We start from the raw sequence: 14569 nt of genomic DNA, 5'->3' as shown, positions 1-14569 counted from the left end.
TTAATTTAAAAGCTCTTTATAAAGTTTCTTTATTTTTTTTGATTGTGATTGCCATGAGAATGCATTTAAATCTATATTATGTTTTTTTGCTCCATTTTTTTCGTAGTATTTAATTTTATTTTTGAAATCATTTGGGTTTAAATCACACACAGTACCAACTTTATTTGTAGTAATGAATTTTGCAATTTCAGGAATATTGCTTCCTAAAATATTTAAGCCTGCAAAAAGGTATTCAAAAAGTTTGTTTGGAAGACAGAAATAATCGCTCAAACTTACATTTTCTATAAAACATATACCCACATCAGATGATTTAATTAAATTTACAACTTCATGATGAGGAACTAATGGATGAAAATGTATATTTTTATAATTAGCAGAATAAGACAAAATTTTATTTTTTAAAACACCATCACCTAAAAAAACAACATCTGAATTTATTTCTTTATTTGAAAATACATCTAAGGTAAGATTTATGCCTCTGCCTTCACAAAAATCTCCAACATATATAAAAATAATTTTATCTTTTTTTATTTTGAATATTTTTCTTAAATCATTTTCTTTACCTTTTTTTGAGATGATATTTCTGGTTATTGGGGTATTTAAAATTAATTCTTTTTTTTTAACACCAAATTTTTTTATATACCAATTAATTATTGAATCTGATACAGAAATAAAAACATCAATATATTTCCAACACATTTTCTCGATTAATAGAGTTGATTTACTTAATAAAAAAGTTTGCATATTTGTCTGCGATTCTAATTCATGGGCATCATAGATTAATTTTGATTTAACTATGGATTTCAATAAAACTGCCGGCATAAGAGCTAAAGTATCGTGACAATGAATAACATCCGGTTTAATCTTTATGCCAATTAATATTATTTTTAAACCAAACTCAAAGAGGTTTAATGTATAAAGGATACTTTTAAAAGGAAATCTAAATTTTCTTGAAAGCAATTTAATAGAGAATTTTGTGATATTATTTGTTTTATTTTTTTCATATTTGTTTGAATTTGAAATTCCAATAGTGAATATTTCAATAAATTCAATTTCAGACAAAGATGAAATTTCTTTTAGGATTCTTGGATCATATCTTATGTCTGTATGAGAAATATGTAGGGCTTTATTTTTCATTATTAATTAAATTATTAAGTCAATATTAGAGAGTTTCATCCAATAACACAAATTAATAATTCTCCAACATATCCAATCAAAATTTTCTTCACTAGAAGTTAAATAATTAAGAAAAGTTTTAGTTTTTTCGTATTTGATGAAAGGAATATCTTTAGCAATATCAATATATTCATCAATATTGTTAATTAGACTCTTGACTAATTTAAACTCAGGAGTAGCAAAGCCAATCTTATCTTTTCTTCCCAATATTCTTTGAGGTACAATACCTTTCATTGATTCTCTAAATATAGATTTTGTTTCGCCACTTTTTGAAACTAAATATTCTTCAGGTAGAGATAATAAAAATTCAGCAAAATCAGTAGTTAAAAAAGGAACTCTACTTTCTATACTATTAGCCATTGAGTTTCTATCTTCATGTCTTAAAAGTGAGGACAAGCCAAAACTATCAATACTTCTATAAAGAGTATTCCTAAGATTGTTTTTACCATTAAAATATTTTAATAATTCATCAATTTTAAAATAATTAATTTCATTAGAATCTTGATTTAAATCATTAAAGTTTATCCAATCGAATTCATTTCTTTTCTTTGATTTACTTATATTGTTTAATAACTTGCGAGGTAATATTCCTTTTGCAAGAAGTGTTAATAATTTTTTATTAGATAATTCTTGATTTGTTTTTAAGTTTTTTAAAAATATCGGTATTTTTAAAAAGTCTTTTTTAAAAATTAAGTTCTTTATAATTTCTTCTGGATAACCATCATAACCTCCTAATACTTCGTCCCCACCCTGGCCATCAAGAATCACTTTAATATTATCTTGCTTAATTCTTTGAAAAAGTCTGTATTGTGCATAAATACTTGTACTACCAAAAGGTTCTCCTTGTAATATTACTAATTTTTCAATATCTTCTTTGAACTCTTCTCCACTTATCTTTAATGTTTGATTATTCGTTTTAATTTTTTTGCTTACAAGGTTTGCCCATTTAGATTCATCATTATTTTTATTTTCTGAAGAAAAATTATAGGTATTTATTTTGATCTCAGGATTTAAATATCTAATACAAGATGTTATCGCTGAGGAATCTATTCCACCAGATAATGCCGTCCCTATCTCAACATCACTTCTTAAATGCAATTTAATATTATCTAAAAATCTTTTTTTAACTTCATTTTTAGCTTCATTAAAAGTAATGTCTGCATTAGTTTCAAATTTTGGATTCCACCATTTCTTTTTTTTATAATTTATGAATTCTTTAAAATTGAATTCTATTAGATGCCCTTGCTTAACAGAGTAAATATCTTTTATAAAGGTTTCTTCTTCGTGATCATAAAGTCCATAATTTAGATATTCAAAGGCTTTTTTATTATTAAGAAAAATTTTGCTCCCAATTAAATTTTTTAAGCTATTTATTTCTGAACTGAAAACTAGTTTTGTCCTTTCTGGATTTAGGGCATAAAAAATAGGCTTAATTCCAAAACCATCTCTTACAAGATACAAATTCCTTTTATACTTATCTAATATAGCAAAAGCAAACATACCTTTGAATTTATTGATACTCTCTACACCCCAGTACATCCATGCATTCAGTAGTACCTCGGTATCGCAATTTGTATTGAAATTAAAACCTACATTTGTTAATTCTTTTTTTAATTCCATAAAGTTATATATCTCTCCATTGTAACTTAATAAAAATCTATTATTATCACTCTTAAATGGCTGATTACCTCTTTCACTTAAATCTAATATTGATAACCTTTTATGCCCAATAATAAAAGAAAAATCTTTTATTATTCCTTCCTCCAATCCTGTATTATCAGGCCCTCTATGATCAAGACTGTTCATTGCAGAAAAGAATAATTCTTTATTTATTTTTTCTTGATTAGCAAACGAGCCTATTATCCCACACATTAAATGTTTTTAATTAATAATAAAATACCAAACTTCAATCTCAATTTCTAGTTCTTGAAATCGTTTGTAGATTAAGCTTATTATTTTCAACATTCTCAATTTTATATATATTTATGTAAATATATTCAAGAATATATCTTTAGAAAATAAAATAATAAAAACTTTTTATTTTGATTATCTATAGATCGTAAGTTAATTATTATGAATATGAAAGAAGAAAAAAAAATAAATATAGCTCTAATAGGATGTGGCAGAATAAGTAGAAATCATATTAAATCTATTTTTGTACATAAAAAATTAGCTAAATTGGTAGCAATTTGTGATTGTGATTCAGAAAAAATAAATAATGCTAAGGAACTTATAAATAATTGCATTGAACAAGAACAAATTGAAAAATATAAAATACATGAATTTACTTCTGATAAAGGGTTATTTGAATTTATAAAAAGGAAATTAATTAAGATAGATTTGGTTGTTTTAGCTACGCCTAGTGGGATGCATCCTCAGCAAGTATTTCAAGCTGCTGAAGCTAATGTAAATGTTTGTACTGAGAAACCAATGGCTACAAAATGGGATGATGGGTTAAAGATGGTTTCAATTTGCAAAAAAAAAGGTGTAAAACTTTTTGTGGTTAAGCAAAATCGCTTTAATAAAACAATAGATTTAGTAAGAAAACAGATTCATCAAGGAAGGTTTGGAAAACTAGGTTTGATATCAGTTAATGTTTTTTGGCAAAGACCTCAAAGTTACTATGATCAAGATGAGTGGCGTGGCACTTTAGAATTAGATGGAGGTGCATTAATGAATCAGGCTAGTCATTATGTAGATTTGCTTGAATGGATGATTGGACCAGTTAAGAGTATTAATGCTTCAATTGCAACAATAGCAAGAAATATTGAGGCAGAAGATACAGCTGCCATAAAATTGAAATGGGAAAATGGTGCACTTGGTACTATGTCAGTTACGATGATTGCTTATCCACAGAATTTAGAGGGATCAATAACGATTCTTGGAGATGAAGGCTCAGTCAAGATAGGTGGAAAGGCTGTAAATAAGATTGAAACATGGGAATTTAAAAATCCTCATCCTGATGACCAATTAGTTGATAAAGCTAGCTATGAAACATCTAATGTTTATGGATTTGGACATCCACTATATTATGAGAATATGTTGAAATCAATTAAAGGTGAGTGCGAGCCAATTTGTAGTGGAGAAGAAGGTTTAAAAAGTCTGCAATTACTTGTGGCCGCTTATAAGTCTGCAAAGTTAGAAAAAGATATTTATCTGCCTCTATCAGATTAAATTAGAGGTGAATTAAACATGATCTAATGATAGAAATTAATACTAAATATTATGAAAATTTTAAGCCCTATTTAAATGTTTTAAAAAAAACAAATTTGAAGATAATTTTATCTATTTTATTTATTTGTTCTTTCATTATTAATTCATTTTTAATTTTTACTTTAGATCTTTATAAGATAGAGGCAAATCCAATGAATTTGATGGGATTTGTCTTTACTCATTTATTTGGATCTCTTTTATTAATATCTCAAATTAGAAATAAAATACTTGTAAATAAAAGTCTGATTTTATGCATTTCTCTTTTGATATTAATTTCTTTAAGAATTGTAATAGACACAAATTTAATAAATTTTATAAAAGTATGCTTCTATAAATATGGCATTATTAATTATTTTATTTTAGGGTGTGAATTTTCCTTTGCATCAATAATTATCCGAGAAAATTTAATTAAAGAAAAAATAAACTTTTTTTCAAATTTTATAATCATATTTTCATTTATTTATTCTTTATACATATCAATTAAATTCTTAGCTTTTGATTTTAATGATTTTTTATTGTTTGGTTTTTATAAAGAAACTGCAAATAATGCTTATATAATAGGTCTTATTTTAATTTCATTTAAAACTTTTCTGATAGATGAAAAAAACAAATTAATTAAAAATCTTTCTATCTTAACTGTATTTAATTTATCTATAGTTTGCTTTATTACTGGATCAACGATGATAGTTATATTTTTTGCTTTCCTTCTAACGAATTTTATAAAAAATCAATCTTTATATAAATTAGAATTTAAGAAATTTTATAAATCATATATATTTTTTAATTTAATATATTTTTCTTTATTTCTCATACTTTCTTTTTACATTAATCCAGAAAACAATGATTACTCAGTAGAAAATAGTTTTTTAATTAAAAATAATTCTAGATTAAACATGACTTATATTGATGATTTTGGTAATTTTTTTAGTCCTATAACCAGCAGACTTTTAATTTTAACTACATTCTTTAGACAATTTTCCATAAATCCCTTTGTTGGCGATTGGCAGGCAGAAATAATATCAGGTTATGGAGAAGGATACTATATTCATAGTATTTTACTTTCCTCTTTAACCCATTTAGGCATAGTTGGATTTGGGTTGGTATTTACAATAATTATTAGAACTTTTAAAAATTTTAAAAATCTAGAAATAAGTAAAATGAGTCAGGAGAATTTTTTATTTTTAAATTTTTTATTAGTTACAATTCTTGGAACTTTTTTTCAGTTTTTAACTTTTATGCCTTTTTGGTTTCTTATGGGAATTGTTAATTTAAGATATAAAAATAGATTAAATGATTGAAAATTTTCATTTTAAAATATTTAGATTATTTATTTCAGAATATAAGATTGAAGATACTTTAAATATTTTCTTAAATTTATCTACAAGCAATATTAAATATCGATAGTATATTAGAGGCATAATTTGACATTACTTCATCATTTATTGTGGGGTGAACTAAAAAAGTAATATTCGTTTCTCCTAATTCTTTAGCAACAAGTAATTTTTTATTCTTTTTCGGATATCTTGATAAGAAACATTTTTCTAAGTAAAGTTCACTACAACTTCCTTGCAATGCAGGAAATCCCCTCTCATTAATCGCTTTAATTATTTTGTCCCTATTCCAATCATCTTTTAAAAAATCCCTATTAACAAAACAATTAAATTTGTACCAAGCATGAATCGCTTCTTCATTTGGTAAAGGTATCCTAACAAGAGGATTTTTTGATAAACAATTTTTTAATATAAAGGCATTTTTTGTTCTTATTTTCGTCCATAAATCAAGTTTGCGTAGTTGTATTCTTCCAATTGAACTTTGCATTTCAGTTATCCTGAAATTTGAACCTAAGTTGTCATGTATATATCTATAACCTTGACTAAAGTTTTTATTTTCTAGTCTAGTAAATGATTTTCCATGATCTTTTAATGATCTTATTTTGTTAAAGTGATTTATATTATTTGTAGTTACCATACCTCCTTCACCGCCAGTAGATATAATTTTGTCTTGACAAAAGCTCCAGGTACTAATATCACCAAATTGACCAACAGATAATTTTTTACCTTTTATTAAAATTCCGGCTCCGTGAGCCTGAGAACAATCTTCAATAAGAGGTATCCCATATGTTTTTGCGAGTTTTGAAATTCCTATTACATCTACAGGCCATCCAGCTAAGTGAACAACTACTATCGCTTTTGTTTTTTTGTTGATCAAAGGTTCTATAGATTCTACAGTTATATTCCCTGAATTTTTATCTACTTCTGCAAAAATAGGTATACCGCCAAGCAAAGAGGCACTACTGGCAGTAGCTACAAATGTTCTCGGCGTTGTAATAATCTCATCATCTTTTTTAATGCCAATAGCCAAATAAGCGCAAGAAAGAGCTAATGAACCGTTTGCAACTGCTATAGCAAACTTACAATTACAAAATTTAGCAAATTCTTTTTCAAACTCTCTAGTAACTGATCCTGTCCAGAAATTTACATTACCAGATCTTAAGACTCTCTCAACCTCTTTAATTTCATCTTCTTCATATTTAGGCCATTTAGGAAAATTCATTTTATTTGTTTTCTTTAATAACATTTATGGGACTTCCAAAAACTTTCAAATTTTTTGGGATGTCCCTTAAAACTAATGAACCTCCACCAACTGTAACATTATCTCCAATTTTTACGTTTTGGATTATTTGGGATCCAATACCAATCCAACAAAATTTGCCTATATTTACATTGCCGGCAATATTAGCACCAGGTGATATGTGAGTCCCTTCTCCAATAATTGAATCATGATCAATTGTGCATGAGGTGTTTAATATTGATCCAAATTCTATTTTGGTATTGCACTGAATTACAACATTTGTATTTATAAATGAACCTTTTTCTAATAAAGCATATTTAGATATCTGTGCTGAAGGATCAATAATCTTCGGTATCTCAAAATCAGCTTTCATTAATATTTTTAACCATTTGATTCGAATTTTATTGTCTCCAATGCCAACAAATGCATGGGTAAAATCTGAAGAATATTTTTCAATATTTTTTTTAGAAATATCTCCAATTACTTTTTTTGAATTTATTGATTTAGGAAAATCAAAATTTAAAAAATTATTATCTAAAAAAGATATTTCATCAAATTTATTAGATTTCTCTGCTACATCAGCAACAACTCTACCGTGCCCTCCAGAACCAAGAATTAGAAGTTTATTTTTCAAAATATTTATTTATGGCCTCTAAAACGTTCGACATTTTTTTTGTTTTTTGGATTAATTCCTTCTCTTTTAATTACTTTGAAAAAAGTTAATAGAAATATTTTTAAATCTAAAAAAAAAGAAATATTATTTACGTATAAAATATCATATTCGAATTTCTTTTTCCAAGATATATCATTCCTTCCATTAATTTGAGCTAGACCAGTTAAACCTGGATTTACCAAATGTCTTTGACTTTCAATTTCAGAATATAAATCCAGATATTCTTTCAGGAGAGGTCTTGGTCCTACAAAACTCATTTCACCTTTAATTATATTGATCAATGTGGGAATTTCATCGATGGAAGTTGCTCGCAACCATTTACCAAAAACGGTTAATCTTTTATCATCAGAAAGAAGATTGCCAAGATTATCTTTCTTATTACTCATAGTTCTAAACTTTATTAGCGGGAACATTTTTTCTTTCAATCCAGGTCTTTTTTGAATAAATAAAATTGGACTCCCCAATTTAATTTTTATTAAAATTGCAATTATTATAATTAATGGGCTTAAAAAAACTATTCCGCAAATAGCGAAAAATATATCAAAAAAATTCTTTAGTTTCAAATAAAACATTCAGCAGTTTTCTAAAATTATTTCAGACAAAGAATTAATTAGTTTTTCATAAGATCTATTTCTTAATACCCATTTTTTACCTTTTTTACCAATTTGCACTCTTTTTTTAACTGACATACGTTTATATTTATAAATTTTTTCCAAGATCGCATCACTATCATTTGGCTTAATGAATTCTCCACAATTTGATTCATTTATCATTGTTTCATAGCCATTATATGAGCCAATAATTGGAGTGCCAGATAACATGTAGTCGATTAATTTATTGAGAGATTGTCCATATCTCCATATCTTTGAATCATGTGTACTAAAGTATAAAAGATCACAGTTTGACATTAGAGAAAGCATGAACTTTTTTTCTATTAATGGAAGAAAAGTTACATTATCAAAGTTTTTAGTTTGATAATAATATTTATTTTTTAAATCACCATCTCCAGCGATAATAAAGTGAATGTCTAAATTATTATGCATTTTTTTTATTATTTCAAAAAAAGGATTCAATGCATTAGATATTCCTATTCCACCAAAATAGCCAACTATAAATTTATTTTTAGGGATAAGAAGCTTAATATTTTTTTTAATTTCTCTTGATTTTTTAATTTCTTCATTATTAAAACCTATTGGAATACAAGTAACTTTTTTAGTATAACCTAGAACATTTTTAACATGCTCGCCTAAGTTTGGCATAGTTCCAATTATATGATCAGAATATTTGTATCCAATTAATTCTAAAAATTGAAGAATTATTATAAATAGATTTTTATTTCTAAAACCACCCTCTTCAGTTAAAGTTAGTGGCCATATGTCTCTAACTTCAAAAAATAATTTGCAAGAATATTTCTTTTTCAAAATAAGACCATTGATTATTGTTAGTAGGGATAAGCTAGAAACTATAACAACATCTGGATTAGGTAAATTATCTTTTTTTAGAAAAAATAATTTCCACTCAAAATCTAACCAACTTACTACTCTATTAAATGAATTTGTTTTTTTGTATTGAAAGGAATTGACGTATATGTATCTAAAATTCTTTTTAATTTTTGATATGGTTTTTTTATATATTTTTGAATATTTAAAAGGGTAAGAAGAAAATATTGAACAATCATAACCAGTCTTAGAAAGTTCATTTAATAAAAAAAAACCTCTTGAGCCGCTATTTCCTATATAAGATGTTTTTACGTACTTTGAGATATACCAGATGGATTTCATAAATTAAAAAATTGGGTTGATTTTATTCACAACATTTATTACTTCTTCAAAATTTAAACCAACTGCATCTAAGTACCATTTTATATTTGGAAATCTAGGTAAGTTCTCTCTTTCCACAAGATATAATGCTTCATCTCTGGAAATATCACCCTCTCTAATTTGATTACTTCTAAAAGTATCGTGTTCAGTAAATCCAGCTAAATTGTAGTAAAGGTAATTATAAAAAGCAGCAGTTCCATCACCTATTCGCCAAGTTGTTGTAGTATCTGGGGCAAGTTCCCAATCATAGTCATTTAATAAAGTTTTATTGATTTCATTCTCATCCCATTTCCAATAGTCAAATAAATGAAAATAATCAGTTTTTTTCTTAAAACTTCTAAAGTATTCCCCAGAAAGAGTATCTAATAATGATGGGTTAAAGTATGCAGGGTTTTTTATTATTTGCTTAAATCTTAACTTTTGGTAGTTAATTTGTTTAAAAATTCCGTGACTATAAACCCGTTTCTCTTCAAAATCTGGCTTTACACCTAAAAAACCAGATTTAAAGTGAGTAACTTCTAGTGGGTTTATTCCCCATATATTGAGTTCGATATTAGTTTGTTTTTTAACAGACTCAATATGTTGGAAAAAATGTTTATCTCCTGCTGTGAGCAAACTTATCATTCCAAGGTGTGGTTTTTTTAACCAAGCCTCTAAATTCATTTTTATATTTTTTCTTTTGGATTCAATGTTCGCAGCAACTATTATGTTTTCTACCCCAAGGATAGATGACATTCTGCTGATATTCCTTCGACCTAAATCCGTAACCATACCCCAATCATAGGTGTATGTAATAGGTTTTAAACCTAACTCTTTTACTATTAAATGGAGTGCATAGCTGCTATCTCTTCCTCCAGAAAAAGGGACTATACAGTTGTCTCCTTTTTTATCTAAATAATTTCTTAGTAAGTTTTGTAGTTCTTTCTTTGGTTTTGGCTTATTTCTGATTTTATAGTTTTTACAATAATTACAGACATTATTTTCGTCGAATGTTATGAATGGCATTGTTTCTGGCAATATACATTTTGCACATCTCTTTAAATTATGCTTTTTGTGTAATAGTAATTTTTCTTGTGAAATTGACGAACCTAATTTTGGAATTAAATTTAATCTAGATGAATTGTTTTCGATTAAAGTTGGCTCTTTTTTTATGATGGGAATTTTTATTATTTTACCTTGCTCTCTGATTTGAATTATATTTTTACAAGAAAGCTTTTCAAGGATATATTTTTCTGAACTAAAAATTAATTGATTATTTTTTGAACCTATATGCAAACTTCCATTATTAGAATAAAGAAGTAATTTTCCTAATTTTGGTAGCATAATTGCGCAAGCAATAGTCCCTTTTGTATATTCTTTTATTTTTTTAAATATTTTTTTGTAATCAAAATTTAATGATGATTTTTCACTTGAAATAAGATGACTTTGAACTATTCCTGCAATTGATTCGGTATCAATTTTTAGACTAGGTTCTAAATTTACTTTAGCCCAAATCTCATCATGATTAACTATTATTCCATTATGAACAACATAGATTGAATTTCTTTTTACAGGTTGATTTTCTGTGAGACTATTAGTTATTAATCTACTATGACCAATTATAAAATTAGTCTTATCAAAATTTGAAACTTTTATTAATTTAGTTAGGGATTTATTTGACCTTTTAAGGTAAATATCTTTATTACTATTAAATAAAATTCCGCTAGAGTCAAGTCCTCTTCTTTCAGCATCTTTTGTTAGTGACCATAAATCATTCTTTGATATTTTTTCTTTTGATACTATCCCTATAATTCCGCACATAAAAATATATTTCAGACGAATTTAAATCATCCCCTTATTATATTATCTGAGGGAGTAAATCTTCCACGTGTATCAATTATTAATTTACTAAAATTTTTTATTAATTCATAATCAAAAATATCATGATCTGCAGCAAGTATCACAGCATCTGCTTTATTTAGGTTTTCTTTAGTTAATTCAACGCCTTTTAAATTAAATTTAAATCTTCTAGTAGTTGGTAAAAATTCAAAAAATGGATCACAGTAATTTACTAAAGCATCTTTCTTTATTAATAAATCTATTATATCAAGAGAGGGAGATTCTCTTAAGTCGTCAATATTTTTTTTGTAACTGATTCCAAGAATAAGTATATTACTATTTTTTAAGGGTTTCCCATGGCTATTTAGAGAATTAGCAGTCTGATTAACTACATAATCAGGCATTGAAGAGTTGATTTCACCTGCTAATTCAATAAATCTTGTATGCATCCCAAATTCTCTCGCTTTCCAAGTTAAGTAAAAAGGATCTATTGGTATACAGTGGCCTCCTAATCCAGGGCCAGGATAGTAAGGAACAAAACCAAAAGGTTTAGTTGATGCTGCTCTAATAACCTCATATAGATCGACGCCCATCTTCTCTGCTAAAGGTTTTAATTCATTCATGAGACCAATATTTACTGCTCTGTGAATATTTTCCAAAAGTTTAGTCATCTCAGCGGTTGATGTATCTTTTACTTCTATAACCTCAGTGATTACTTGCTCATATAGAGCCAGTCCTATTTTGCTACAGTTTGGCGTTGTGCCACCTAAAACCTTTGGAATATTGCCAGTATGAAAATTGCTATTTCCAGGATCTTCTCTCTCTGGAGAATAAACAAGAAAGAAATTTTCACCAATATCGAAACCAGCATTTTTGATGAATGGATAAAGTTCCTCTTTTGTTGTGCCTGGATATGTAGTGCTCTCTAAACTTAAAACTTGTCCTTTTTTAAGAAATTGTTTAATAGAATCTAGCGTGCTTCTTATATAACTTAAATCTGGTTCTCTATATTTATTTAATGGTGTTGGCAAACAAAGAATAATTGCATCTAAATTAACAACTTCATTAAAGTTATCTGTGGCTTTTAAAAATTTTGAATCAACTAATTTTTTTAATTTATCAGAAGGAATATGGTTTATATAACTTAAAGCGTTATTTATTTTGTCAACTTTATTTTTATCAATATCTATTCCTAAAACCTTAAAACCTTTTTCTGCATAAGCAATTGCTAAGGGTAATCCTACATAACCCATACCAATAATTCCAATTTTACCTTTTTTGTTTCTTAAGGCATTTAATAAATTTAAAAATAGATTAGATGATTCCATGTTCTTAAAATTATCTTATAGATTCTAAAAGAGAATTAATAACAAGATCTTGATTCTCGACAGTTAAAAGAGGGTGCATAGGTAAACTTAAAACTTTTTTAGCTATTTTTTTTGCATTATCAATTGAATAAATTTTAAAACTCTTACCTGAAAAAAGATTTTTAAGTAGGCTTTTGTTTTTTGCATTGAAATTTGTTAACGCTTCTTGATCAGGAAGTAAAGATGGGTAATGCACAGAAGTTGGAATCCCTTTACTTTTCATATTTTCAATAACTTTATCTCTATTATCTACTTGGATGGTGTATTGGCCATAAACACTTGTATTTGTTGGGGAAATGAAAGGAACTTTTTTAAAACCATTCTTTTTAAATTGCTCAGTGTACCTATCCCCTATTTTCATTCTTGCTACAACTTCAATATCAAAAATGCTCAATTTACCAATTAGAACTGCCGCCTGCAAAGTATCAAGCCTTCCATTAATCCCTATTTTTCTATGGTGGTACCGCTTGTTTTGACCATGAAGAGAGATCTCTCTCATTTTTACTGCTAATTTTTCGTCATTTGTAAAACAAGCACCTCCATCTCCATAGCATCCTAAAGGCTTAGAGGGAAAGAAACTTGTTGCACCAATGGTAGATAATCCACAACTTTTTACTTTGTGGTGCGTTGATCCAAAAGATTGTGCGCCATCTTCAATAATGGGTATTTTATATGCATTCCCAATCTTATTTATTTCGCGAAAGTCAGCAGGTTGACCATAGAGACTGACTGGTACAATTGCCTTTGTTTTTTTTGAAATTGCTTTTTCTATTTGATTTGGATCGATATTGTAAGTTAATTCATCAATATCTACAAAAACAGGCCTAGCTCCCAATAATAAAATAGTTTCTACGGTTGAGAAGAAGGAAAATGGTGTTGTTATTACTTCGTCACCAGGACCTATATCTAATGCCATTAAAGCTATCAATAAAGCGTCTGTTCCACTTGAAACTCCAATACAGTATTTAACTCCTACATATGAGGCTAATTCTCTTTCTAGCTGACTAACTTCAGGACCTAAAATATATTTACCATGGTCTAAAACAGATTTTATTCTTTTTTCGATATCCTCACGAAGTGTAAAACCTTTTGGAGTTAATTGGAGTTGTTGAGCCTTTAAATCGATGAATTCCATTATTTTTTTTTGCTATGTTCTAGTATGGACTATTTCCTCCCCCATAAGTTGATATTTGTCTCCAGTTTTTTTACATACCCAAACCCCCTCTCCGTTCGTTGGTAGTTCTATTCTCTCACCATATGCACTCATCCAACCAATTTGTTTAGCAGGAACTCCTACCATTAAGGCATAATTTTTAACGTTTTTATTAATCACTGCTCCAGCTCCAATAAAGGCATACTTACCAATAGTTGTTCCACAAATAATAGTGCAATTTGCTCCCATTGTTGCACCTTCTCTGATTAGTGTTGATTTGTATTCATCTTTTCGGCTAATTTCTGATCTAGGATTGTATACATTTGTGAAAACCATGCTTGGTCCGCAAAATACATTTTTTTCAATAATTACATTATCAAAAATTGATACATTATTCTGGATTTTGGTATTTTCTCCAATTGTAACTTTATTACCAATAAAAACATTTTGACCTAGTGAGCAATTTTTTCCTATTTGTGCACCTGCGCATATGTGACTCCAATGCCAGATTTTGGTATTTTCTCCAATAACTGCTCCTTCATCTATTATCGAAGTTGGATGAATTTTTAGAGAATCTTTATTCTTATTTTTAGTCATTTTAGATTGTAAACTTAGTTATTAGCTAATTGGATAAATTAAAATAAAAAAGTGATAATAAATTAGTTCATAAATTTAATGATATACAATCGAATTGCAAAACTTGAGGTGTGGAAGAGAAAATTAATTTTAATTTTCATTGATCTTAATATCTTGATATTTTCGGTATGGTTTTCTTTTT

12 protein-coding genes are annotated in these 14569 nt (G+C 27.4%); 2 read left to right on the top strand and 10 right to left on the bottom strand.

The features are described from left to right. Positions 1-1137 carry a glycosyltransferase gene (locus HA151_RS06830; RefSeq protein WP_209106733.1) on the bottom strand — a complete coding sequence of 379 codons (1137 nt, stop codon included), beginning with the start codon at positions 1135-1137 and terminating at the stop codon, positions 1-3. A 6-nt stretch (positions 1138-1143) separates the two neighbouring features. Next, positions 1144-3048 (bottom strand): asparagine synthase (glutamine-hydrolyzing), encoded by a 1905-nt coding sequence (gene asnB, locus HA151_RS06825; RefSeq protein ID WP_209106732.1) that lies wholly within the window; start codon positions 3046-3048, stop codon positions 1144-1146. Positions 3049-3255: 207 nt separating this feature from the next. Here asnB and HA151_RS06820 point away from each other — a divergent pair, with 207 nt between their 5' ends. Then, the gene (locus tag HA151_RS06820; RefSeq protein WP_209106731.1) at positions 3256-4350 is read left to right on the top strand and encodes a Gfo/Idh/MocA family protein; all 1095 of its coding nucleotides are present in this window, start codon (positions 3256-3258) and stop codon (positions 4348-4350) included. 932 nt (positions 4351-5282) lie between these two features. After that, positions 5283-5687, top strand: a complete 405-nt coding sequence (locus HA151_RS06815) for a hypothetical protein (RefSeq protein WP_209106730.1) — start codon at positions 5283-5285, stop codon at positions 5685-5687. A gap of 76 nt (positions 5688-5763) precedes the next feature. Here HA151_RS06815 and HA151_RS06810 read toward each other — a convergent pair whose 3' ends face one another. Genes HA151_RS06810 through HA151_RS06775 form a run of 8 tightly spaced genes read right to left on the bottom strand, consistent with a single transcriptional unit; the run spans position 5764 to position 14388 of the window. Continuing rightward, entirely contained in the window at positions 5764-6966 is a 1203-nt protein-coding gene (locus HA151_RS06810) for a DegT/DnrJ/EryC1/StrS family aminotransferase (RefSeq protein ID WP_245151625.1), read from the bottom strand. After that, positions 6944-7594, bottom strand: coding sequence for an acetyltransferase (locus tag HA151_RS06805; protein WP_209106729.1), 651 nt, complete (start codon positions 7592-7594; stop codon positions 6944-6946). Before HA151_RS06805 ends, HA151_RS06810 begins: the two co-directional genes overlap by 23 nt. Positions 7595-7599: 5 nt before the next feature. Beyond that, positions 7600-8205 carry a sugar transferase gene (locus HA151_RS06800; RefSeq protein WP_209106728.1) on the bottom strand — a complete coding sequence of 202 codons (606 nt, stop codon included), beginning with the start codon at positions 8203-8205 and terminating at the stop codon, positions 7600-7602. Then, positions 8206-9414, bottom strand: a complete 1209-nt coding sequence (locus HA151_RS06795; RefSeq protein ID WP_209106727.1) for a glycosyltransferase family 4 protein — start codon at positions 9412-9414, stop codon at positions 8206-8208. Positions 9415-9417: 3 nt separating this feature from the next. After that, positions 9418-11253, bottom strand: a complete 1836-nt coding sequence (locus tag HA151_RS06790; protein WP_209106726.1) for a hypothetical protein — start codon at positions 11251-11253, stop codon at positions 9418-9420. Between the two features lie 26 nt (positions 11254-11279). Then, a complete protein-coding gene (locus HA151_RS06785; protein WP_209106725.1) occupies positions 11280-12599 on the bottom strand; it encodes a nucleotide sugar dehydrogenase in 1320 nt (439 codons plus the stop codon). A gap of 10 nt (positions 12600-12609) precedes the next feature. Next, positions 12610-13773 (bottom strand): DegT/DnrJ/EryC1/StrS family aminotransferase, encoded by a 1164-nt coding sequence (locus HA151_RS06780; protein ID WP_209106724.1) that lies wholly within the window; start codon positions 13771-13773, stop codon positions 12610-12612. 12 nt (positions 13774-13785) lie between these two features. After that, positions 13786-14388: an acyltransferase gene (locus HA151_RS06775; protein ID WP_209106723.1), complete on the bottom strand. Its 603-nt coding sequence runs from the start codon at positions 14386-14388 to the stop codon at positions 13786-13788. Between the last annotated feature and the right edge of the window lie 181 nt (positions 14389-14569).

The sequence above is a fragment of the Prochlorococcus marinus XMU1419 genome, assembly GCF_017695955.1.
GTDB lineage: Bacteria > Cyanobacteriota > Cyanobacteriia > PCC-6307 > Cyanobiaceae > Prochlorococcus_A > Prochlorococcus_A marinus_AD.
Note: the sequence above shows the minus strand (reverse complement) of the source record. Positions and strands in the feature narration are given on the sequence as shown.

What these genes read in the sequence shown, in the direction of transcription:
- HA151_RS06820 (WP_209106731.1), top strand. Translation starts at nt 3,256, where the DNA reads ATGAAAGAAGAAAAAAAAATAAATATAGCTCTAATAGGATGTGGCAGA.
- HA151_RS06790 (WP_209106726.1), bottom strand. Translation starts at nt 11,253, where the DNA reads ATGTGCGGAATTATAGGGATAGTATCAAAAGAAAAAATATCAAAGAAT.
- HA151_RS06800 (WP_209106728.1), bottom strand. Translation starts at nt 8,205, where the DNA reads ATGTTTTATTTGAAACTAAAGAATTTTTTTGATATATTTTTCGCTATT.
- HA151_RS06830 (WP_209106733.1), bottom strand. Translation starts at nt 1,137, where the DNA reads ATGAAAAATAAAGCCCTACATATTTCTCATACAGACATAAGATATGAT.
- HA151_RS06785 (WP_209106725.1), bottom strand. Translation starts at nt 12,599, where the DNA reads ATGGAATCATCTAATCTATTTTTAAATTTATTAAATGCCTTAAGAAAC.
- HA151_RS06780 (WP_209106724.1), bottom strand. Translation starts at nt 13,773, where the DNA reads ATGGAATTCATCGATTTAAAGGCTCAACAACTCCAATTAACTCCAAAA.
- asnB (WP_209106732.1), bottom strand. Translation starts at nt 3,048, where the DNA reads ATGTGTGGGATAATAGGCTCGTTTGCTAATCAAGAAAAAATAAATAAA.
- HA151_RS06795 (WP_209106727.1), bottom strand. Translation starts at nt 9,414, where the DNA reads ATGAAATCCATCTGGTATATCTCAAAGTACGTAAAAACATCTTATATA.
- HA151_RS06815 (WP_209106730.1), top strand. Translation starts at nt 5,283, where the DNA reads ATGACTTATATTGATGATTTTGGTAATTTTTTTAGTCCTATAACCAGC.
- HA151_RS06810 (WP_245151625.1), bottom strand. Translation starts at nt 6,966, where the DNA reads ATGTTATTAAAGAAAACAAATAAAATGAATTTTCCTAAATGGCCTAAA.
- HA151_RS06775 (WP_209106723.1), bottom strand. Translation starts at nt 14,388, where the DNA reads ATGACTAAAAATAAGAATAAAGATTCTCTAAAAATTCATCCAACTTCG.